Annotated in this window: 22 protein-coding genes and 3 tRNA genes; 15 read left to right on the forward strand and 10 right to left on the reverse strand. The window is 64.7% G+C overall.

Translation table 11 applies throughout. From position 1 onward, the window contains the following. Positions 1-8 precede the first annotated feature (8 nt). Positions 9-1184, forward strand: coding sequence for an Acg family FMN-binding oxidoreductase (locus RQP54_RS08205; RefSeq protein ID WP_315677702.1), 1176 nt, complete (start codon positions 9-11; stop codon positions 1182-1184). A gap of 37 nt (positions 1185-1221) precedes the next feature. Here RQP54_RS08205 and RQP54_RS08210 read toward each other — a convergent pair whose 3' ends face one another. The 3 genes from RQP54_RS08210 to RQP54_RS08220 form a co-directional block, all read right to left on the reverse strand. Further along, positions 1222-1626 (reverse strand): hypothetical protein, encoded by a 405-nt coding sequence (locus tag RQP54_RS08210; RefSeq protein ID WP_315677703.1) that lies wholly within the window; start codon positions 1624-1626, stop codon positions 1222-1224. 66 nt (positions 1627-1692) lie between these two features. Further along, positions 1693-2211 (reverse strand): CinA family protein, encoded by a 519-nt coding sequence (locus RQP54_RS08215; RefSeq protein ID WP_315677704.1) that lies wholly within the window; start codon positions 2209-2211, stop codon positions 1693-1695. A gap of 4 nt (positions 2212-2215) precedes the next feature. Further along, positions 2216-2785 carry a phosphatidylglycerophosphatase A gene (locus RQP54_RS08220; RefSeq protein WP_409997535.1) on the reverse strand — a complete coding sequence of 190 codons (570 nt, stop codon included), beginning with the start codon at positions 2783-2785 and terminating at the stop codon, positions 2216-2218. A gap of 203 nt (positions 2786-2988) precedes the next feature. On the opposite strand from RQP54_RS08220, the gene RQP54_RS08225 reads away from it, so the two are divergent. Next, positions 2989-3480: an EVE domain-containing protein gene (locus tag RQP54_RS08225; RefSeq protein WP_315677705.1), complete on the forward strand. Its 492-nt coding sequence runs from the start codon at positions 2989-2991 to the stop codon at positions 3478-3480. Between the two features lie 57 nt (positions 3481-3537). Further along, positions 3538-4257, forward strand: a complete 720-nt coding sequence (locus RQP54_RS08230) for a YafY family protein (protein WP_315677706.1) — start codon at positions 3538-3540, stop codon at positions 4255-4257. Here the strand turns inward: RQP54_RS08230 and thiL are convergent. The 3 genes from thiL to RQP54_RS08245 all read right to left on the reverse strand — a co-directional run bounded on the left by thiL (position 4254) and on the right by RQP54_RS08245 (position 6097). Continuing rightward, entirely contained in the window at positions 4254-5255 is a 1002-nt protein-coding gene (gene thiL, locus RQP54_RS08235) for a thiamine-phosphate kinase (RefSeq protein WP_315677707.1), read from the reverse strand. The genes RQP54_RS08230 and thiL overlap by 4 nt on opposite strands. A gap of 18 nt (positions 5256-5273) precedes the next feature. Beyond that, a complete protein-coding gene (gene apaG, locus RQP54_RS08240; RefSeq protein ID WP_315677708.1) occupies positions 5274-5672 on the reverse strand; it encodes a Co2+/Mg2+ efflux protein ApaG in 399 nt (132 codons plus the stop codon). Between the two features lie 152 nt (positions 5673-5824). Beyond that, positions 5825-6097 carry a hypothetical protein gene (locus RQP54_RS08245; RefSeq protein WP_315677709.1) on the reverse strand — a complete coding sequence of 91 codons (273 nt, stop codon included), beginning with the start codon at positions 6095-6097 and terminating at the stop codon, positions 5825-5827. A gap of 191 nt (positions 6098-6288) precedes the next feature. Here RQP54_RS08245 and rpe point away from each other — a divergent pair, with 191 nt between their 5' ends. Continuing rightward, complete coding sequence (rpe, locus tag RQP54_RS08250) at positions 6289-6966, forward strand: ribulose-phosphate 3-epimerase (protein WP_315677710.1); 678 nt, start codon at positions 6289-6291, stop codon at positions 6964-6966. A gap of 34 nt (positions 6967-7000) precedes the next feature. Here the strand turns inward: rpe and RQP54_RS08255 are convergent, their stop codons facing one another. The 4 genes from RQP54_RS08255 to RQP54_RS08270 form a co-directional block, all read right to left on the reverse strand. Continuing rightward, complete coding sequence (locus RQP54_RS08255) at positions 7001-7366, reverse strand: hypothetical protein (protein WP_315677711.1); 366 nt, start codon at positions 7364-7366, stop codon at positions 7001-7003. A gap of 7 nt (positions 7367-7373) precedes the next feature. After that, complete coding sequence (locus RQP54_RS08260; RefSeq protein ID WP_315677712.1) at positions 7374-9107, reverse strand: methyl-accepting chemotaxis protein; 1734 nt, start codon at positions 9105-9107, stop codon at positions 7374-7376. Between the two features lie 198 nt (positions 9108-9305). After that, a complete protein-coding gene (locus RQP54_RS08265) occupies positions 9306-9893 on the reverse strand; it encodes a chalcone isomerase family protein (RefSeq protein ID WP_315677713.1) in 588 nt (195 codons plus the stop codon). A gap of 41 nt (positions 9894-9934) precedes the next feature. Further along, positions 9935-10516, reverse strand: coding sequence for a chalcone isomerase family protein (locus tag RQP54_RS08270; protein WP_315677714.1), 582 nt, complete (start codon positions 10514-10516; stop codon positions 9935-9937). A gap of 389 nt (positions 10517-10905) precedes the next feature. Between RQP54_RS08270 and trpE the strand changes: the two genes are divergently transcribed. The 11 genes from trpE to RQP54_RS08325 form a co-directional block, all read left to right on the forward strand. Continuing rightward, positions 10906-12444, forward strand: coding sequence for an anthranilate synthase component I (gene trpE / locus RQP54_RS08275; protein ID WP_315677715.1), 1539 nt, complete (start codon positions 10906-10908; stop codon positions 12442-12444). Next, positions 12441-13016, forward strand: a complete 576-nt coding sequence (locus tag RQP54_RS08280; RefSeq protein WP_315677716.1) for an aminodeoxychorismate/anthranilate synthase component II — start codon at positions 12441-12443, stop codon at positions 13014-13016. Before trpE ends, RQP54_RS08280 begins: the two co-directional genes overlap by 4 nt. A 66-nt stretch (positions 13017-13082) precedes the next feature. Next, a complete protein-coding gene (ltaE, locus tag RQP54_RS08285) occupies positions 13083-14159 on the forward strand; it encodes a low-specificity L-threonine aldolase (RefSeq protein WP_315677717.1) in 1077 nt (358 codons plus the stop codon). Between the two features lie 24 nt (positions 14160-14183). Next, a complete protein-coding gene (locus tag RQP54_RS08290) occupies positions 14184-14846 on the forward strand; it encodes a LysE family translocator (RefSeq protein WP_315677718.1) in 663 nt (220 codons plus the stop codon). Between the two features lie 10 nt (positions 14847-14856). Beyond that, positions 14857-15903, forward strand: a complete 1047-nt coding sequence (gene trpD, locus RQP54_RS08295; RefSeq protein WP_315677720.1) for an anthranilate phosphoribosyltransferase — start codon at positions 14857-14859, stop codon at positions 15901-15903. 22 nt (positions 15904-15925) lie between these two features. Next, the gene (gene trpC, locus RQP54_RS08300; RefSeq protein WP_315677721.1) at positions 15926-16714 is read left to right on the forward strand and encodes an indole-3-glycerol phosphate synthase TrpC; all 789 of its coding nucleotides are present in this window, start codon (positions 15926-15928) and stop codon (positions 16712-16714) included. A gap of 13 nt (positions 16715-16727) precedes the next feature. Then, positions 16728-17426 carry a uracil-DNA glycosylase gene (locus RQP54_RS08305; RefSeq protein WP_315677722.1) on the forward strand — a complete coding sequence of 233 codons (699 nt, stop codon included), beginning with the start codon at positions 16728-16730 and terminating at the stop codon, positions 17424-17426. Between the two features lie 86 nt (positions 17427-17512). Continuing rightward, positions 17513-17598, forward strand: a tRNA-Tyr gene (locus RQP54_RS08310). Between the two features lie 71 nt (positions 17599-17669). Then, positions 17670-17743 (forward strand) — tRNA-Gly (locus RQP54_RS08315). Between the two features lie 29 nt (positions 17744-17772). Beyond that, positions 17773-17847, forward strand: a tRNA-Thr gene (locus RQP54_RS08320). A 79-nt stretch (positions 17848-17926) separates the two neighbouring features. Then, the coding region (locus tag RQP54_RS08325; RefSeq protein ID WP_315677723.1) for an elongation factor Tu at positions 17927-18751 on the forward strand (825 nt) is incomplete at its 3' end.

An 18751-nucleotide genomic window follows, 5' to 3' on the forward strand; every position in this document is an offset into this window, starting at 1 on the left:
GTCCATACATGCAGCGTCGCAAATTCATTCGTCTGGCCGGTGGCGGCACCATCGCCGCCGCGGTCGGTTCCACCGCCGCGCTCAGCGGCTGCAGTGCCCAGGTGCCGGACGAAGCCATTGAAGCCTGGCAGGACCCCTACAACACCGTCACCAGCGGCGATGTGCGCCACTGGATCGTGAGCTACGCCATCCTGGCACCGCACTCGCACAACCTGCAGTCCTGGGTGGTGGACCTGCGTCGTCCGTTCGAAATCTGGCTCTATTGCGACCCAAAACGCCTGCTGCCCGAGACCGACCCGCATGCGCGCCAGATCATGATGAGCCACGGCACCTTTCTGGAGCTGCTGGTCATGGCTGCCAAGGAGCGCGCCTACCGGGCCGACATCACCCTGTTTCCCCAGGGTGAGTTTGCGGGTGACACGCCCGATGGCCGGCCCATTGCCCGGGTGCATCTGAGCACCGACACCTCGGTGGCCAAGGACCCCCTGTTTGCGCAGATCCTGCAGCGCCACACCAATCGGGAGCTCTACGACCCGAAGCGGCCCGTGCCTTCGAGTGCCTGGCTGGCCATGGGTGCGAGCCTGGACACCTCGGTGCGCTTCGGCTTCGTCACCCAGGAAGATGAAGAGGCGATTGCCAAGCACCGCCAGATCGCCAAGGAGGCCTACCGCATCGAGATGACGACGCCGCGCACGGTGCTGGAGTCCTACCGCTGGCTGCGCATGGGAGCGGGTGAGGTCAATGCCCACCGTGACGGCATCTCCATCATGGCGCCCCTGCCGGTGCTGCTGTCCAAGGTCGGGCTGTTCGATCGCAACAAGGCCCCGGCGCCGGACTCCTACGCCACCACCGGCGAGCTGGAAGATTTCGGCAAGAAGATCGCCTCGACCCCGGCCTTTGTCTGGCTCATGACGCGTGACAACAGCCGCGCCACGCAGATCGCCGCCGGCCGGGCCTGGGTGCGCCTGCAGCTGGAGGCCACGGCCCAGGGGCTGGCGATGCAACCGCTGTCGCAAGCTTTGCAGGAATATCCCGAGCAGCAACGCCCCTACAACGACATCCACCGCCTGTGCGGCGCTGCCGCCACCGGCCAGACCTTGCAGATGTGGGCCCGCGTGGGCTTTGCCCCGCCCGTGCGCCCGGCGCCACGGCGCCCCTTTGCCGACTTCCTGCGCAAGGCCTGATCACCCAGGCAGGCCCCTCTGGGGCAGGGACCGGCCATCACTGGCGGGCGTCTGCAGCGAACCCCTGTGCGGCAAGCCAGGAAAATGCCTCGGTCCGGTTGTCACTGCGCCGGTAGTTCACCAAGGCTGACGCCCGCTGTGCCACGCTTTCCACCAGCAAACCGTGGAACTGGGAAGAGAAGATGTCGGTCACGGTGGTCAGGCCCTGGGCCACGCAGTCGTCAAAGAACACCCACCAGCGTTCCAGGGTTTCCGGCGTAGCGCCGTCCCAATGGCTCAGATCGCTGAGCATGGCCCACTGCGGGAACGTGCGCGCGGTCCATGCCGACTGCGCGGCCTGGTGCAGGGCCAAGACCGCTTCCATGTTCCAGGTATCCAGATAGCGCACCACCAGAATCGGGCCGTTCCACGCCATCGAAAAAAGACCGTGTTGACGCATCATGCCTCTCCCATGCTAAGGGGCATCGTAGCCCTGCACGGTGCATCCGGCAGTGGGACTAACCCCAGATCAGGCGGAAGTGGGCGTCAGTTGCCAAACCAGGCCGCGCAGGGCGTGTTCCATGGCGGCCTGGCGGACCGCCGCGCGGTCGCCGGCGAAATGCTGGCATGCGCTGACCACGCCCTGTGGGGTGGCCCAGGCGAACCACACCGTGCCCACGGGTTTGTCGGCACTGCCGCCGCTGGGGCCAGCGATGCCGGTCACGGCCACGGATACCTGGGCGGCCGCATGGGCGAGCGCCCCTGCGGCCATGGCGCGCGCCACCGGCTCGCTGACGGCCCCATGCCGGGCGATCAGCCCGCAATCCACCCCGAGCATGTCGGTCTTGGCCGCGTTCGAGTAGGTGACAAAGCCGCGCTCGAACCACTGGCTGGAGCCAGCCAGGTCGGTGCAGTGCGCGGCGATCAGGCCGCCGGTGCAACTCTCCGCCGTTGCCAGCATCCAGCCGCGCTGAAGCAGCAAATCGGCCAGAACCCCGCACAGTTCCTGCGCAGGAAGCTCCTGAATGAATAGCGGAAGAGGCGTCATGGCGTCAGATGAAGCGCCACAGCGCAATCACGAACAGCGTGCAGGCCGCGGCCACCAGGTCGTCGAGCATGATGCCCCAGCCGGCCTTGGCCCAGGCATGGCGGTCCACGCCGGGCTGCAGGTGGTGGAACAGGCGGTCGGCCCAGCCCACCGGGCCGGGTTTGACGGCATCGAAGAAGCGGAACAGGCCGAAGGCCATGACTTGGCCGACCAGCGAGGTGGGTGTCACCAACCACAGCACCAGCCAGAAGGCCACCACTTCGTCCCAGACAACGGCGCCGGGGTCAAGAATTCCCATGTTGCGGGCGGCCACCGTGCAGGCCCACCAGCCCACCGGAATGGACAGTGCAATCAGCACGCCCCAGCGCAGGTCGTCCATCCACGGTGACAGCAGCACGAATGACAGCCAGGCCCACGCGGTGCCGGCCGTGCCAGGGGCAATGCGCGACAGACCGGAGCCAAAGCCCAGCGCCAGCATGTGGGCCGGGTGGGCAAACAGAAAGCCCCAGCCAGGGCGGGCCTTCGGGGCGGTGCTGTCGTTGTCTTGCGGGAATACGGTCAAAGGCTCGGTCATGGCGGTTGATTATCCCTGCCCGGACTCCCCCGCCGTGGCGTGCAGCCTACTGACACGACGTTGTCAGCAGGGCAGGCGCATCCTTGGGGCTTCGTTGAACCCCCTCGGAATACACCATGAGAAACGCCAACAGCGGGCTCGCGGCGCCCCTGGCACACGCTGGAAGGCCAGCGCGTCAGACAGCAGGTCCAGCAGCCCACGCCATGCAGCAACTCGACATGCCCTTCGCCGCAGCATCGGGCGCGCCACGGCGCAACTGGATCGCGGTGGCCAGCGCGGAGCATGCCCTGCGCGGCTGCGCCGAACCCGCCCGGGGCTTCATGCAGGTGTGCCACGGCAAGTGTGCGCCGCTCAAGCGCCTGCGTGGCGGAGACCGGGTGGTGTATTACGCTCCCACCCGCACCATGGGCGGCAAGGACAAGGTGCAGGCCTTCGTCTCGGCCGGGTTGGTTCAGGAGGGCGAACCCTATCGGTTCGATATGGGCGGGGGCTTTGTGCCCTACCGGCGCGACGTGGCCTATGTGCCGGTGCAGCCGGCGCCCATCGTGCCGCTACTGGACCAGCTCGACTTCGTGGAGGACCGCCAGCGCTGGGGCTACAAGTTCCGCTTCGGCCTGTTCGAGGTGGGTGATGCCGACATGCGCCGCATCGTGCAGGCGATGCAGGCGCCCTTGGAATTGCTTCACTTTTCATAGCTGCTTGCGCAGGTATCATGCGGGTCAACGCCTCCAAACACCTGCACATTCCTTGCCATGCGCCGCGCCGACCGCCTGTTCCAGATTGTCCAGCTCATCCGTGGGCGGCGCCTGAGCACGGCGGCCTGGCTGGCGCAGCGGCTCGAAGTGAGCGAGCGCACCATCTACCGCGATGTGGCCGACCTGCAGGCGCAGGGCGTGCCCATCGAGGGCGAGGCTGGCGTGGGCTACCGGCTGGGCCGGGGCTTTGAATTGCCGCCGCTGATGTTCTCGGTGCAGGAAGCGCAGGCGCTGGTGGCCAGCGTGCGCATGTCCCAGGGGTGGCAAGACCCGGCGCTGGCCCAGGCTTCGCAGGTGGCGTTGGGCAAGATCCTTTCGGTGCTGCCGCCCGCCGCCCGCACGGCAGCACAAGGCATGGCCGTGTATGCGCCGCCCATCGGCCTGGAGCCTGCGGTGCAGACGGCGCTGGCGGGCCTGCGCGAGGCGGCGCATCGACGCCAGCGCGTACGGCTGTCCTACGCCGACGCCGAGGCGCAGGTGTCCGAGCGCACCGTGCGCCCGCTGGGCTGCTTCTTCTGGGGCCGGGTCTGGACGCTGGCGGCCTGGTGCGAATCGCGGAGGGACTTCCGCAGCTTCCGGCTCGACCGCATCCGGCAATGGCGCGTGGAGGAAGGGGCCGGGGCGCGGTTCGCGGATGAAGCGGGCAAGACCCTGGGTGACTTCCTGCGTCGCGCGGCACCACCGGGCACGCAGGAACGGCTGACCGAAGGGTCTTAGCGCGCGAAGTGGTCAAAGGACCGCACGGCCAGCGTGACCGGGGTGCCTTGGGCATCCACCACACGCAAGCCGGCTTCGGCTTCGATTCGCCCGATGCGGTGCACCGGCACGCCACACGCCTGAGCGGCCTGCTGCACGTCCTCGCGGCGGGTCGGTGGGGCGCAAAAGACCAGTTCATAGTCGTCCCCACCGGCCAGCACGCATTGCTGTGCCAGGGCCAAGGCTTGCGGATCGTTTTGGCCTGCAGCCCGCAAAAACTGTGCGCAGACAGCTCCTGAAAGCATAGCGGCTGTCAGATCGATGCGGGCCCCGACGCCGGAGCGTTCCAGGATGTGGCCAAGATCTCCCAGCAGGCCATCGCTCACATCGGCACAGGCGCTGGCCATGCCGCGCAATGCGGTGCCCAGCGCCACGCGCGGGGTAGGGCATTCGAGCCGTTGACGGGTCTGCTGCAGCAGCGTGTCGTCCAGCTGCACGCGGCCTAGCAGGGCTTGCAGCCCCAGCGCGGCATCGCCCAGCGAGCCGCTGACCCAAAGGTCGTCGCCCACCCGGGCGCCACTGCGCAGCAGCGCCTGTCCTTGGGGTACTTCGCCAAAGACCGTGATGCAGAGGTTCAATGGCCCCTGGGTGGTGTCGCCGCCGACGAGGGCGCAACCATGGGCATCGGCCAAGGCAAACAGGCCCTGGGCAAAGCCTTCGAGCCAAGCGGGCTGGGCCTCGGGCAAGGCCAGCGCCAGGGTAAAGGCCAGTGGTCGCGCGCCGCAGGCGGCCAGGTCCGACAGGTTCACGGCCAGCGCCTTGTGGCCCAGGGTGCGCGGGTCCACATCGGCAAAGAAATGCCGGCCACTGACCAGCATGTCGCTGGAGACGGCCAGCTGCATGCCGGGCCCCGGCGTGATCAGTGCACAGTCGTCGCCAATGCCGAGGTCTACCCCCTGGCGTGCACGTGGTGGAATCGGGCGATCGAAGTAGCGGCGGATGAGTTCGAATTCACCCATGGGATGTCCGTGGGCGCGTCAGTGCAGCGTGCGCGGGGGCGCTTCGTCCTGGCCGGACACGGCGTCCAGCACGAACATGGGGATGTCGATGTCGAAGCGCTCTCCGTCTTCGGCGACGAAGAAGAAGCTGCCGTGCATGGTGCCGGTGGGCGTGCGCAGGCGGGTGCCGCTGGTGTATTCGAACGACTGGCCGGGCTTGAGCAGGGGCTGCTGCCCCACCACGCCCAGACCCTTGACCTTTTCGGTGAAGCCGTTGGCGTCGTTCACGTTCCAGCTGCGGGCGATGAGCTGGGCGGTGACATCACCGGTGTTGGTGATGGTGATGGTGTAGGCAAAGACGTAGGCGTCGTCCTCGGGAGAGGACTGCTCTGGGAGGTACTGGGGTTGTACTTCGATGGTGAAGTGGTACTTGGCCATGGGGCGATGGTAGCCCAAAGGGTGTTGTGCAGCACGGCCCATGTCTGCACAACAGGATTTCCCTTGGGGCTACCCAGCCGCTGCGGAGCGTCCCACCAAAGCCAAAAAGGCACCGGGTTTACCGGTGCCTCGGGCTGGCGACTGGTCGCAGCTTATTTGGTGGCGGCTTCAGCCTTCTTGGCCTTCTTGGCCTTCTTTTCCTTCTTCACTGCGGGCTTGGCTGCAGCTTCAGCGGCCGGAGCAGCAGCGGGCTTGGCTGCGGGTGCCGCAGCGGCGGCTGGGGCAGGAGCTGCGGGGGCAGCGGCTGCAGCGGGAGCAGCGGGAGCAGCAGGCTTGGCCGGGGCGGCAGCGGGTGCCTGGGCGAAGGAGACGGCAGCAACGCCAGTCAACACGGTAGCAGCGATCAGGGATTTGATGTTCAACATGGTCAGGTACTCACTATGAAAAGACTGTCGCATGGGCTCCGACTGTCTAGAGCGAGCTCCGATGTTTTTCAGAGCTTGTGTCCTTAACGCCCGGTGTACCGGGCTGTTGACCGCCTTTACACGGCTTTACAGGCGTGTTCCTGGCACACGGATCGTGACTGGCCGTTTGGGGCCGCCGATAGAATGCCGCCATGACCTACCGTATTGCCCCTTCCATCCTCTCCGCTGACTTTGCCCGCCTGGGGCAGGAAGTGTCGGACGTGATCGCCGCTGGCGCCGACTGGATCCATTTCGACGTGATGGACAACCACTATGTGCCCAACCTGACCTTCGGTCCCATGGTGTGCCAGGCGCTCAAGCCGCATGCCAAGACACCGGCCGGTGTGGCCGTGCCCATCGACGTGCATCTAATGATTTCTCCGGTCGATGCCTTGGCTGCTGGCTTTGCCGAAGCCGGTGCTGATCTCATCAGCTTCCACCCCGATGCCTCCAGCCATGTGCACCGCTCCATTCAGGCCATCAAGTCCAAGGGGGTGAAAGCCGGGCTGGTGTTCAACCCGGCCGAGCCGCTCGACGTGCTGGACTGGGTCATCGACGACATCGACCTCGTGCTCATCATGAGCGTGAACCCGGGCTTTGGTGGCCAGAGCTTCATCGACTCGGCCCTGCGCAAGATCGAAGACGTGCGCCGCCGTATCGATGCCTGTGGCAAGGACATTCGCCTCGAAGTGGACGGCGGCATCAAGACCGACAACATCCGCCGCGTGGCCGACGCGGGTGCCGATACCTTTGTGGCGGGCAGCGCCATCTTCGGCAAGCCCGACTACAAGGGCGTGATCGACGCCATGCGGGCCCAGCTGGCGGCCTGATTCGGGTACGGGGGAGCGGTCCGGGTCCCGCGCTTCAGCGGGCCGAGTCCCCTCGCTCGCGCCCCGCGTGTTCCAAGGCTTGCAGCAGCGACTCCCGGCTCGCGAGCAGCCATTGCCCATGGTGCGTGGCCTGCACGGTATTGCCTGCGCGGGCGGCGCATTCCAGGGCTTTGCATTGGTCCCCAAATACCCGTGCGCCCAGGTGCCGGGCCGTGGATTTGGCGCGGTGCCCGCAGGTTTGCAGGGAGGACAAATCCAGGGTTTGCAAGGCAGCGTCCAGTGGCGCCAGCGTTTGTCTCAGGCTTTGTTCGCCCAAGCGAATGAAGCGCTGCAGTTCTGCCGGGTCGTTGCCCACGTACTCGGCCAGCACGGCCAGGTCCAGTGCGGTGGTGTGGTCCAAGGGAACCTCAAAAGGTTTCCCAGTCTCCGTCATCTGCGCTGGTGGCCTTTGCGTGGTTCTTGGTGGGCGCTGGCGCGGCTGGCTTGGGCGCTACCGCCTTGGTGGGCACGGGTGGGGCAGGGCGCTTCGGAACCTGAGGCACCGAACCCGTTCTTGCAGGCGTGTGCTGCGCGATGGCTGCGGTGCTGGGGCGGTGCAGGTTGGCGCGGATGTCATTGCTGATCTTGAACGAGGCCACCACGCCCACCAGCTCCTGGGCCTGGGCTTTGAGGCTCGACGCCGCAGCCGCCATCTCTTCGACCAGCGCTGCGTTCTGCTGCGTGGTCTGGTCCATGGAGCCAATGGCCTCGCTGATCTGGCTCACGCCCAAGCTCTGTTCGTTGGAAGCGGCACTGATCTCGCCCATGATGTCGGTGACGCGCTGGATCGAGGCCACGACTTCGGTCATGGTGGAGCCCGCCTGGTCCACCAGGGTGGTGCCATGTTCGACCTTTTCCACACTGGCGGTGATCAATGCCTTGATTTCCTTGGCGGCTTCGGCACTTCGCCCGGCCAGGGCGCGCACTTCGGAGGCCACCACCGCAAAGCCTCGTCCCTGTTCGCCGGCACGCGCGGCTTCGACCGCAGCGTTCAGGGCCAGGATGTTGGTCTGGAAGGCGATGCCGTCAATCACCGAGATGATGTCGGCGATCTTGCGGCTGGAGTCGTTGATGTCCTTCATGGTGTCGACGACCCGGCCGACGACTTCGCCGCCCTGGACGGCGACGGAAGACGCATTGGTGGCGAGCTGGTTGGCCTGGCGGGCGGCGTCGGCGTTCTGGTTGACGGTGCCGCCGAGTTCGCTCATGGAGGCGTTGGTCTCCTCAATAGCGGCAGCCTGCTGTTCGGTGCGGGCCGAGAGGTCGTTGTTGCCTTGGGCGATTTCGGCGGAGGCGGAGGCCACGGACTCTGAGCCCTGGCGGACATTGGCCACCAGCAAGGAAAGCTTGTCCTGCATGGACTTCAGCGATTGCAGCAAATGTCCGATTTCATCGTTGCCATGGGACTCGATGGGGTGGCTCAGATCGCCCTGGGCTACTGTCTCGGCCACTGCAATGGCGTCTTCGAGCGGCGCGACGATACGGCGGCTCAGCCAGAAGCCCCCCGCGATGCCCAGGGCGGATATAACGACCATCAGCGTCAGCGCCAATAGCCTGGCGCCGGCCGCCTTCTCCAAGGCCACCTCGGTGATTTCGGTTTCCTTCTTCGAAAGAATGTCGCGCAATTCCTTCAAGGTAGTCGCGGCTTCCCGGTCCTTGCCCTTGGCGGCCTTGTCCCCCGCCTGGTAGTCCGCCCCAGACGACTTGAAGGCTTCGAACGCCTCGGTGTAGCCCGATTGGGCGGCAGTCAGTCCGGCGAGAAGCTTCTGCACCATCGCCTTTTCCGGGCCATCTCCAATGATGCTGGCGAGCTGCTGGGCCTTTTCCTGGGCATCCTTCATTTCCTTGGCATGGGCTTGCCAGTACTTGTCCATGTCCTTGGGGTCCTTGCCACGCAGCAGCACGTTCTTCCACTCCTGGATCGCGGTGGCGAAGCTGGAACCGACTTCCGCGACTTTCTTGTGGGCGCTGACGGAATGCAGCACCTCCTGCTCGAAGATGCTGACCGAGGAAGACAGACGCAATATGCCGACCAGACCGGCAATGAACAGCAGGCCCATCGCCAGCGCGAATGCCAGCGGCAACTTGACTTTCAGTTTCACAGGTGTCTCCCCTGGATTGGTTTTGTCAGGAACCGTTAATTTATGCCTTGTCGGCTTGCTTGTCACCTTTGATTGGTCTGGGTAAACCCTTGCATTTCATTCGCGAGGCCGTGTTTTTTACCCTGTGCAGTATCCCTGTGGGCGAAAAAAAACCTGCCACGTACGGGCAGGTTTGAGGATGGGGTTTTGAAGCGGGCGTTACTTGACGTCGAGCATCGCGTCCTTGAGCTTCCAGTCGGCCGGGCTGGTGCCGAACCAGATCGACATCAAGGCCTTGAAGAACGCGGGGTCCTGGAACGGCTCGGCCTGGAGCTTGCCCTTGGCATAGATGCTCAGCCCCTTGGCCGGATCCCACTCCAGGGCGCAGACGTCGCCTGCATTGAACGCCTTGTTGGCGGCAAAGATGTCGCCCATCTTGATCATGCCGGGCACGATCTTGGACATTTCGGCCTTGCTGGTGTTGTCTTCGATACCGCGGGTCAGCAGCTTGCCGAAAGACGCAGAATCGATTTCGCGCAGGAAGGTCATGGTCAGGCGCTTGGGGCCCGGCGCGGCGATCAGTTCGTCGAGGCTGTGGACCTTCTTGGTGGTGTACAGGTCACCGACATAGACCTTGAACGGGCCCTTGTAGCGGATGCCAGCGCCGTTGAGCTGGAGCTTGGTGCCGGCCACCGTGATGGTGTCTTCGAGCTTCACGTTGGCGATTTCCGTGACCGCGTGGGCGGCCAGGGTGGCGCCCATCAGGCCGGCGAGCAAGGCAGTGCGAATGGCAGTTTTCAACGACATGGATCTTCCTGGTAGTGAGTGGGGGTAGGGGAGGACTTGCTCTACTTGATGCCCAGCATGGCGTCCTTGAGCTTCCAGTCGGCCGGGCTTTGGCCGAACCAGATCGACATGATGGCCTTGAAGAATTCCGGCTCCTTGAACGGTTCACCCTGGACCTTGCCCTTGGCGGTGACCACCATGCCGGTACCGGGAATCCAGTCGATGGTGATGACATCGCCGGGATTGAGCACCTTGTTGACGGTGAAGATGTCGCCCATGCGGATCATTCCGGGCACGAGCTTGGACATTTCATTCTTCGGCACGTTGTCTTCCACACCCCGGGTCAGCAGCTTGCCGAAAGGACCGGCTTCGATTTCGCGCAGGAAGGTCATGGTCAGGCGCTTGGGGCCAGGGGCAGCGATCAACTCCTCAAGTGACTTGACCTTCTGGGTGGTGTAGAGGTCACCGACGTAGACCTTGAACGGACCTTTGTAGCGGATGCCTGCGCCGTTGAGTTGCAGCTTGACGCCGGCTATTGTGGCCGTGTCTTCAATCTTCACACCCGCAATGTCGGTAGCGGCATACGCCTGTGCCGCGACACCCAAACCAGCCACCAAACCAAGTACACGCACCCACTTCAACATGTTCAACCCCTCAAAAAGAACGATCGTTCACATTCTGATACAGGGGTTCCGTTTACGGCATCAGGGTTTACGCGCAGAACGGGTGCCAGTTGACCGCGCACAGGGGCGTCCAGCGTGGTGGCCCTGGCATTTGCTACACTGTGCGTCTTATGTTCATCCACCACATCAGCAGACTAGGTAGCAGCGACCGGGGAGCCTGGCCCTGGCGACGCTCGTCTGCAGTGCCTGGACGCTGATGCCGCCCTCACCTCGCAGCAGGTGAGCCCCGCGCGGCAGGATGCGACCCCGCGCGGTCAAGTGGCACGGAGGCTTCTCCGGTTTATTGCGCGCAAAACCCCCGCCAGCCATTCGCCTGGCCCCGTTTTGAAAACCGCTGACAAGGCGCATCCATGAATGAACAGCAATTCCTTGCCCTGCAATCCCAGGGCTACAACCGCATCCCGCTGACGGCCCAGGCCTTTGCCGACCTGGAAACTCCGCTTTCCCTGTACCTCAAGCTCGCCCGCGCCCCGGGCGCGACCGAACCCGCTGCCAACAGCTTCCTGCTGGAGTCGGTGGTGGGCGGTGAGCGCTTCGGCCGCTACAGCTTCATCGGCCTGCCCGCACGCACCTGGGTGCGTGCCAGCGGCTTTGGCGCCCAGGCCAACACCGAGGTCGTGACCGACGGACAAGTGGTGGAGACCGCGCAGGGCAACCCGCTGGACTTCATTGCCGCCTACCAGCAGCGCTTCAAGGTCGCCATTGAGCCCGGCATGCCGCGCTTTTGCGGTGGGCTGGCCGGTTATTTCGGCTACGACGCGGTGCGCTACATCGAGAAAAAGCTCGAAGCCACTTGCCCGCCCGACGAGATCGGTACCCCCGACATCCTGCTGCTGCAGTGCGAGGAACTGGCGGTGATCGACAACCTGTCGGGCAAGCTGCACCTGATCGTGTACGTGGACCCCGCCCAGCCCGACGCCTTTGCAAAGGGGCAGGCACGCCTGGCCCAGCTGAAGGCGCAACTGGCCCAGGCGGTGGTGGCCCCTTCCATCGACCCGCAGCCTGCCACAACGTGCCAGCGCGACTACGCCAAGCAGGACTACATGGCCGCGGTGGACCGCGCCAAGGAGCTGATCCGCAACGGTGACTTCATGCAGATCGTGTTCGGCCAGCGCATCAAGAAGCCGTTCACGGCTTCGCCCCTGAGCCTCTACCGTGCCCTGCGTTCGCTCAACCCCAGCCCCTACATGTATTACTACCACTTCGGTGCTGCCCAGGGGCAGGGCGATGCCTTCCATGTGGTGGGTGCGTCGCCAGAAATCCTGGTGCGCCAGGAGCTGGTGACCGCGGATGACAAGACCTCTACGAAGGTCACCATCCGCCCGCTTGCCGGTACCCGCCCACGCGGCGCCACGCCCGAGCTGGACAAGGCGGCCGAGGCCGAACTGGTGGCCGACCCCAAGGAGCGCGCCGAGCACGTGATGCTGATTGACCTGGCGCGCAACGACATTGGCCGCATCGCCGACATCGGTTCCGTGAAGGTGACGGACGCCTTCTGCGTGGAGCGCTACAGCCACGTCATGCACATCGTGAGCAACGTGGAAGGCACGCTCAAGGCGGGGCTGTCCAACATGGACGTGCTCAAGGCCACCTTCCCGGCCGGGACGCTCAGCGGTGCGCCCAAGGTGCATGCCATGGAACTGATCGACCAGTTGGAGCCCGTCAAGCGCGGCATCTACGGTGGCGCGTGCGGCTACATCAGCTATGCCGGGGACATGGACGTGGCCATCGCCATCCGCACCGGGGTGGTCAAGAACGGCATGCTCTACGTGCAGGCCGCAGCGGGCGTCGTGGCCGACAGCGTGCCTGAGCTGGAATGGAAAGAAACCGAAGCCAAGGCGCGGGCCTTGCTGCGCGCGGCCGAACTGGTCGAGGAGGGACTGCAATGAAACTGCTCATGGTCGACAACTACGACAGCTTTACCTACAACATTGTCCAGTACTTCGGTGAACTGGGTGCCGAGGTGGAGGTGTTCCGCAACGACGAGATCACCATCGAAGGCATCGCTGCGCGCCGCCCGGACCGGCTGGTGATCTCGCCCGGCCCCTGCTCCCCGGCCGAAGCCGGCATTTCGGTGGCGGCGATCCAGCATTTCCTGGGCAAGCTGCCCATCCTGGGTGTCTGCCTGGGGCACCAGAGCCTGGGCGCGGCGTTGGGCGGACGCATCGTGCGGGCCCAGGAGCAGATGCACGGCAAGGTCAGCACCATCACCACCACGCAGGAAGGCGTGTTTGCCGGGCTGCCCGCGCAGTTCACGGTCAACCGCTACCACTCGCTGGCGATTGAGCGCGCCACCTGCCCGAAAGAGCTCAGCATCACGGCCTGGACCGACGATGGCGAGATCATGGGCGTGCGCCACAATGGCATGCCGCAGCACCTGCGCGTGGAGGGGGTGCAGTTCCACCCGGAAAGCATCCTCACCGAGCACGGCCACGCCATGCTGCGCAATTTCCTGCAATGAAGCGTCAGGTAGTTGCTATGCATGTTATAGCTGCTTGCGCACATTCCACCTGGGCTGGAGGCCAATTTGACCACTAAAGTAGACCTGAGAAGCGATACCGTCACCCAGCCCACGGCAGCCATGCGAGCCGCCATGATGGCGGCCCCCCTGGGCGACGACGTGTTCGGCGACGACCCGACCGTCAACGCCCTGCAGGAGAAGGTGGCTGCCGCGCTGGGATTCGAGGCGGCACTGTTCATGCCCACCGGCACCCAGAGCAACCTGTGCGGGCTGATGGCGCACTGCGGCCGGGGTGATGAATACATCGTCGGCCAGCTGGCACACACCTACCGCTACGAGGGCGGCGGTGCGGCGGTGCTGGGCAGCATCCAGCCCCAGCCGCTGGCGCAGGATGCGACCGGGCAGATGGCGCTGGCGGACATTGCCGGAGCCATCAAGCCCGACGACTGCCACTTCGCCCGCACCCGCCTGCTGTGCCTGGAAAACACCTGGAACGGCTTTCCCATGCCGCACAGCTACCTGGAGCAGGCCACGGCGCTGGCCCGCGACAAGGGCTTGGCGGTGCACCTGGACGGCGCGCGCCTGTTCAATGCCGCCGTGGCGACCCAGCGCGAGGGTGAGACCGTCTTCGACTCGGCCCGTCGCATCACCGGCTTGTTCGACAGCGTGTCGGTCTGCTTCAGCAAGGGCTTGGGCGCGCCGGTCGGCTCGGCCCTGTGCGGCAGCAAGGAACTGATTGCCCGCGCCCACCGGGTGCGCAAGATGGCCGGCGGCGGCATGCGCCAGGTGGGCGTGCTGGCGGCAGCCGCGAGCCACGCGCTCGACCACCATGTGGAGCGTCTGGCCGACGACCATGCGCTGGCCCAGCGGCTGGCGCAAGGCTTGCAAGGCATTGCGGGGCTGTCGGTGCGTTCGGCCCAGACCAACATCGTGTTCGTCGACGTCGCCGACGGGCGCGGCCCGGCCTTGCTGGAGTACCTCAAGGCCCACGGCGTGCTGGCGACCGGGCTCATCGGCCTGCGCTTCGTGACCCACCTCGATGTGGATGCGGCAGGCATCGACCACACCGTGGCCACCGTGCGGGCGTTCTTTGCCCAGGGTGGCGCGGTAGCCGCAGGCGCCGGCGCGTCGGGTCCGTACTGAGTTGCCAAACCGGGACGCAGCACCATGAGCACCGAATCCCTGCTGCTGTTTATGCTCGCCGGACTGGTGCTGAACCTCACGCCCGGGCCGGACGTGCTGTACATCGTCTCCAACGCCCTGCGCCAGGGTGCGCGCTCGGGCGTCGTGGCGGCCCTGGGCATCACGGCCGGTTGTTTTGTGCACATCGTGGCCGCCACCGTGGGCGTCAGTGCCTTGCTTGCGGCGTCGAGCCTGGCCTTTACGGTGCTCAAGTGGCTGGGTGCGGCCTACCTGGTCTATGTGGGGTGCCGACTGCTGCGATCGCGCGGGCCAGTTGCTATGGATTTGGAAGCGGATTACGCATATCTTTCGCGGGCTAGCGCTGAATTTTCTGCTCAGGCGGTATTCCTGCGCGGCTTCTGGACCAATGCCCTCAACCCCAAGGTGGCGCTGTTCTTCCTGGCGTTCCTGCCGCAGTTCATTGGCCCGCAGGTGGAGCACAAGTCACTGGCGTTTCTGGGCTTGGGCCTGCTGTTCACTTTCAATGGCCTGTGGGTCAACATTGGCTGGGGTCTGGCGGCTGCTTGGCTTGCGTCACGTGCGGGTCTGGTGAATCGCAGCATGTATTGGTTGGACAAGGCGGCAGGCGTCCTGTTCATCGGTTTCGGCATCAAACTGGCGCTGACGGCAGCGCCATCCACCACCTAAGGAGCACAGCATGACGGGCACACCCGTGAAAATCACCCCGCAGGAAGCCCTGCAGCGCACCATCGAGCACCGGGAAATCTTCCACGACGAGATGTTGCACCTGATGCGCCAGATCATGTCGGGCGAGATGTCGCCGGTGATGATGGCCGCCCTCATCACCGGACTGCGGGTCAAGAAGGAAACCATTGGCGAGATCACCGCCGCGGCCCAGGTCATGCGCGAGTTCTCCACCAAGGTGGAGGTGGCGGATACGACCAACCTTGTCGACATCGTCGGGACCGGGGGCGACGGCTCCCACACCTTCAACATTTCCACCTGTTCGATGTTCGTGGCCGCCGCCGCGGGGGCCAAGGTCAGCAAGCACGGTGGGCGCAGCGTCAGCAGCAAGAGCGGCAGTGCCGACGTGATGGAGGCGCTGGGCGTCAACATCAATCTGGCCCCGGCGGCCATTGCCCGATGCATCGCCGACGTCGGCGTGGGTTTCATGTTTGCGCCCAACCACCACCCGGCCATGAAGAACGTGGCGCCGGTGCGCCGCGAACTCGGTGTGCGCACCATCTTCAATATCCTGGGCCCGCTGACCAATCCGGCCAGCGCACCCAACATCCTCATGGGCGTGTTCCATGCCGACCTCGTGGGTATCCAGGTGCGCGCATTGCAGCGTTTGGGCGCCCAGCACGCCATCGTGGTGTATGGCCGCGACGGGATGGACGAGGTGTCGCTCGGTGCGGCCACGCTGGTGGGCGAGCTGAAAGACGGCGAGATCCGCGAATACGAGATCCACCCCGAGGACTTCGGCATGCCCATGGTGAGCAACCGCTCGCTCAAGGTGGAAACTGCGCAGGATTCCATGGCCATGCTGATGGGCGTGCTCGACAACCGCGAGGGCCCGGCCAAGGAAATCGTGACGCTCAATGCCGGGGTGGCGCTCTATGCCGCCAACGTGGTGTCCAGCATGGAAGAAGGCATTGCCGCGGCACGCCAGGCCATCGAATCGGGTGCCGCCAAGGCCAAACTGCAGTCGCTGGCTGCGCTGTCGCAACAACTGGCAGCCTGATGGTGGCCAAAGGAACTGACCGATGAGTGACATTCTCGACAAGATCGTGGCCGTGAAGCACCAGGAGGTGGCGGCCGCCAAGAAGCGCATGCCGTTCGACGCCATGCGGTTTGATGCCGAGTCGCGTGTGCTGACGCGCGACTTCCTGGGAGCCATCCGCGCCAAACTGGCTGCCGGCAAGCCTGCCGTGATTGCCGAAGTCAAGAAGGCCAGTCCGTCCAAGGGCGTGCTGCGTCCGGATTTCATTCCGGCCGACATTGCCCAGAGCTACGCCGAGCACGGCGCGGCCTGCCTGTCGGTGCTGACCGACAAGCAGTTCTTCCAGGGCGGTGTGGATTACCTGAAGCAGGCCCGTGCCTCGGTGGACTTGCCGGTGCTGCGCAAGGACTTCCTGGTGGATGCCTACCAGGTGTACGAGTCGCGCGCCATGGGGGCAGACTGCATCCTGCTGATCGCGGCCTGCCTGTCGGACGCCCAGATGGCCGAATTCGAAGCCATTGCCCGCAGCCTGGACATGGCCGTGCTGGTCGAGGTGCATGACAAGGCCGAAATGGAGCGTGCGCTCAAGCTCAAGACCCCCTTGGTGGGCATCAACAACCGCAACCTCAAGACCTTCGAGGTGTCGCTCGACACCACGCTGGCGCTCAAGGACATGGTGGGCGGCGACCGGATCGTGGTGACGGAAAGCGGCATCCACACCCGTGCGGACGTGGAGCGCATGCAGGCCGCAGGCGTCGGAGCCTACCTGGTGGGCGAGGCGTTCATGCGCGCCAAGGAACCCGGCGAAGCGCTCGCGGCCCTGTTTGGTTGAGCACTGGGTGGGTATGGAAGCAGATCAGCTGCGCAGCGCCGCAGTGGCTGATTGGCCGGTGGCCCCCGGCTGGCAGCCCGTGGTCGATGAATTCTTTGCGGGCCCCAGTGGAACGTCGCTGCTTGCCTTTCTGCAGGCGCGACTCGACGCAGGTGCCGTGGTCTTTCCGCCGCGGCCCTTGCGTGCCCTGGAACTGACGCCGCCCGAGCAGGTGCGGGTCGTCATCCTCGGGCAGGACCCCTACCACGGACGCGGCCAAGCCGAGGGGCTGGCGTTCTCGGTGCAGTCCGGAGTGGCATTGCCCCCATCCCTGCGCAACATCTTCAAGGAGTTGCAGCGCGACCTCGGAACACCGCCCCCGGCATTCCCGAACCCCGGAGGCAGCTTGCTGAAATGGGCCCAGAACGGGGTGCTGCTGCTGAACACCTGTCTCACGGTGGAGGAGGGTCAGCCTGCCAGTCACTCAGGTAAGGGCTGGGAGGTGTTGACCGATGCCATCATCCGCCATGTGTCGGCCCACGCCCAGCCTTGCGTCTTCATGCTGTGGGGCGCGCATGCCCAAGGCAAACGCACGCTCATCGATGCGCAGCGCCACCTGGTGCTGACCGCCAACCACCCTTCGCCCTTGTCGGCGCTGCGGCCTCCGCAACCCTTCATCGGGTGCGGACACTTCTCCCAAGCCCGCCAGTGGCGGGATGCGCACCGGCCATAGGCAGCGGCAGTCCGCCTCGGGCTGAAAATTTTTTCGGGCAGCGTGACTTTGGCAAAAATGCGTGGCATAATCCTGCGTTCACCGAAGGAGAGGTGGCCGAGTGGTTAATGGCAGCAGACTGTAAATCTGCCCTCTTACGAGTACGCTGGTTCGAATCCAGCCCTCTCCACCAAGTGATGCATCAGCAATGGGCGTGTGCCCTTGGGAAGCGAAAAGCCGTAAGGCGCTGCGAAAGCGGTTCATGCGGGGTTCGTATAGTGGTAATACCTTAGCCTTCCAAGCTAAAGCGAGGAGTTCGATTCTCCTACCCCGCTCCAGTTGATGTGTCTGGTGACAGGTTTTTTTTGCCCATGTGGCTCAGTGGTAGAGCACTCCCTTGGTAAGGGAGAGGTCGCGGGTCCGATTCCCGCCATGGGCACCACGTTTTTTCCGGTTGTTTCTGGGTGATGAAACGGCTGTGTGATGTTTGGTTGAACTCATTACTTTTCGGAGTTTGAAAAATGGCAAAAGAGAAATTCACGCGTACCAAGCCCCACGTGAACGTGGGCACCATTGGCCACGTGGACCATGGCAAGACCACCCTGACAGCAGCCATCACCACCGTGCTGGCAGCCAAGTTCGGCGGTCAGGCCAAAGCCTACGACCAGATCGACGCTGCTCCTGAAGAGAAGGCTCGCGGTATCACCATCAACACCGCCCACGTCGAATACGAAACCGCCAACCGCCACTACGCCCACGTGGATTGCCCCGGACACGCTGACTATGTGAAGAACATGATCACCGGTGCTGCCCAGATGGACGGCGCTATCCTGGTCTGCTCCGCTGCTGACGGCCCCATGCCCCAGACCCGTGAGCACATCCTGCTGGCTCGCCAGGTGGGTGTTCCCTACATCATCGTGTTCCTGAACAAGTGCGACATGGTCGACGACAAGGAACTGCTCGAACTGGTGGAAATGGAAGTTCGCGAACTCCTGTCCAAGTACGACTTCCCCGGTGATGACACCCCCATCATTCACGGCTCTGCCAAGCTCGCCATGGAAGGCGACAAGGGTGACTTGGGTGAAGGCGCCATCATGAAGCTGGCTGACGCCCTGGACAGCTACATCCCCACCCCTGAGCGTGCCGTGGACGGCGCCTTCCTGATGCCCGTGGAAGACGTGTTCTCCATCTCTGGTCGTGGTACCGTGGTGACCGGTCGCGTTGAGCGCGGCATCATCAAGGTCGGCGAAGAAATCGAAATCGTCGGCATCAAGGACACCCAGAAGACCACCTGCACCGGCGTGGAAATGTTCCGCAAGTTGCTCGACCAAGGTCAAGCTGGCGAC

Source organism: Curvibacter sp. APW13 (assembly GCF_032337135.1).
Lineage (GTDB): Bacteria > Pseudomonadota > Gammaproteobacteria > Burkholderiales > Burkholderiaceae_C > Allorhodoferax.

Bases quoted from the DNA above. Each gene is read 5' to 3' on its own strand.
- RQP54_RS08205 (WP_315677702.1), top strand. From the start codon at position 9: ATGCAGCGTCGCAAATTCATTCGTCTGGCCGGTGGCGGCACCATCGCC.
- RQP54_RS08210 (WP_315677703.1), bottom strand. From the start codon at position 1,626: ATGATGCGTCAACACGGTCTTTTTTCGATGGCGTGGAACGGCCCGATT.
- RQP54_RS08215 (WP_315677704.1), bottom strand. From the start codon at position 2,211: ATGACGCCTCTTCCGCTATTCATTCAGGAGCTTCCTGCGCAGGAACTG.
- RQP54_RS08220 (WP_409997535.1), bottom strand. From the start codon at position 2,785: ATGACCGAGCCTTTGACCGTATTCCCGCAAGACAACGACAGCACCGCC.
- RQP54_RS08225 (WP_315677705.1), top strand. From the start codon at position 2,989: ATGCAGCAACTCGACATGCCCTTCGCCGCAGCATCGGGCGCGCCACGG.
- RQP54_RS08230 (WP_315677706.1), top strand. From the start codon at position 3,538: ATGCGCCGCGCCGACCGCCTGTTCCAGATTGTCCAGCTCATCCGTGGG.
- thiL (WP_315677707.1), bottom strand. From the start codon at position 5,255: ATGGGTGAATTCGAACTCATCCGCCGCTACTTCGATCGCCCGATTCCA.
- apaG (WP_315677708.1), bottom strand. From the start codon at position 5,672: ATGGCCAAGTACCACTTCACCATCGAAGTACAACCCCAGTACCTCCCA.
- RQP54_RS08245 (WP_315677709.1), bottom strand. From the start codon at position 6,097: ATGTTGAACATCAAATCCCTGATCGCTGCTACCGTGTTGACTGGCGTT.
- rpe (WP_315677710.1), top strand. From the start codon at position 6,289: ATGACCTACCGTATTGCCCCTTCCATCCTCTCCGCTGACTTTGCCCGC.
- RQP54_RS08265 (WP_315677713.1), bottom strand. From the start codon at position 9,893: ATGTCGTTGAAAACTGCCATTCGCACTGCCTTGCTCGCCGGCCTGATG.
- RQP54_RS08270 (WP_315677714.1), bottom strand. From the start codon at position 10,516: ATGTTGAAGTGGGTGCGTGTACTTGGTTTGGTGGCTGGTTTGGGTGTC.
- trpE (WP_315677715.1), top strand. From the start codon at position 10,906: ATGAATGAACAGCAATTCCTTGCCCTGCAATCCCAGGGCTACAACCGC.
- RQP54_RS08280 (WP_315677716.1), top strand. From the start codon at position 12,441: ATGAAACTGCTCATGGTCGACAACTACGACAGCTTTACCTACAACATT.
- RQP54_RS08290 (WP_315677718.1), top strand. From the start codon at position 14,184: ATGAGCACCGAATCCCTGCTGCTGTTTATGCTCGCCGGACTGGTGCTG.
- trpD (WP_315677720.1), top strand. From the start codon at position 14,857: ATGACGGGCACACCCGTGAAAATCACCCCGCAGGAAGCCCTGCAGCGC.
- trpC (WP_315677721.1), top strand. From the start codon at position 15,926: ATGAGTGACATTCTCGACAAGATCGTGGCCGTGAAGCACCAGGAGGTG.
- RQP54_RS08305 (WP_315677722.1), top strand. From the start codon at position 16,728: ATGGAAGCAGATCAGCTGCGCAGCGCCGCAGTGGCTGATTGGCCGGTG.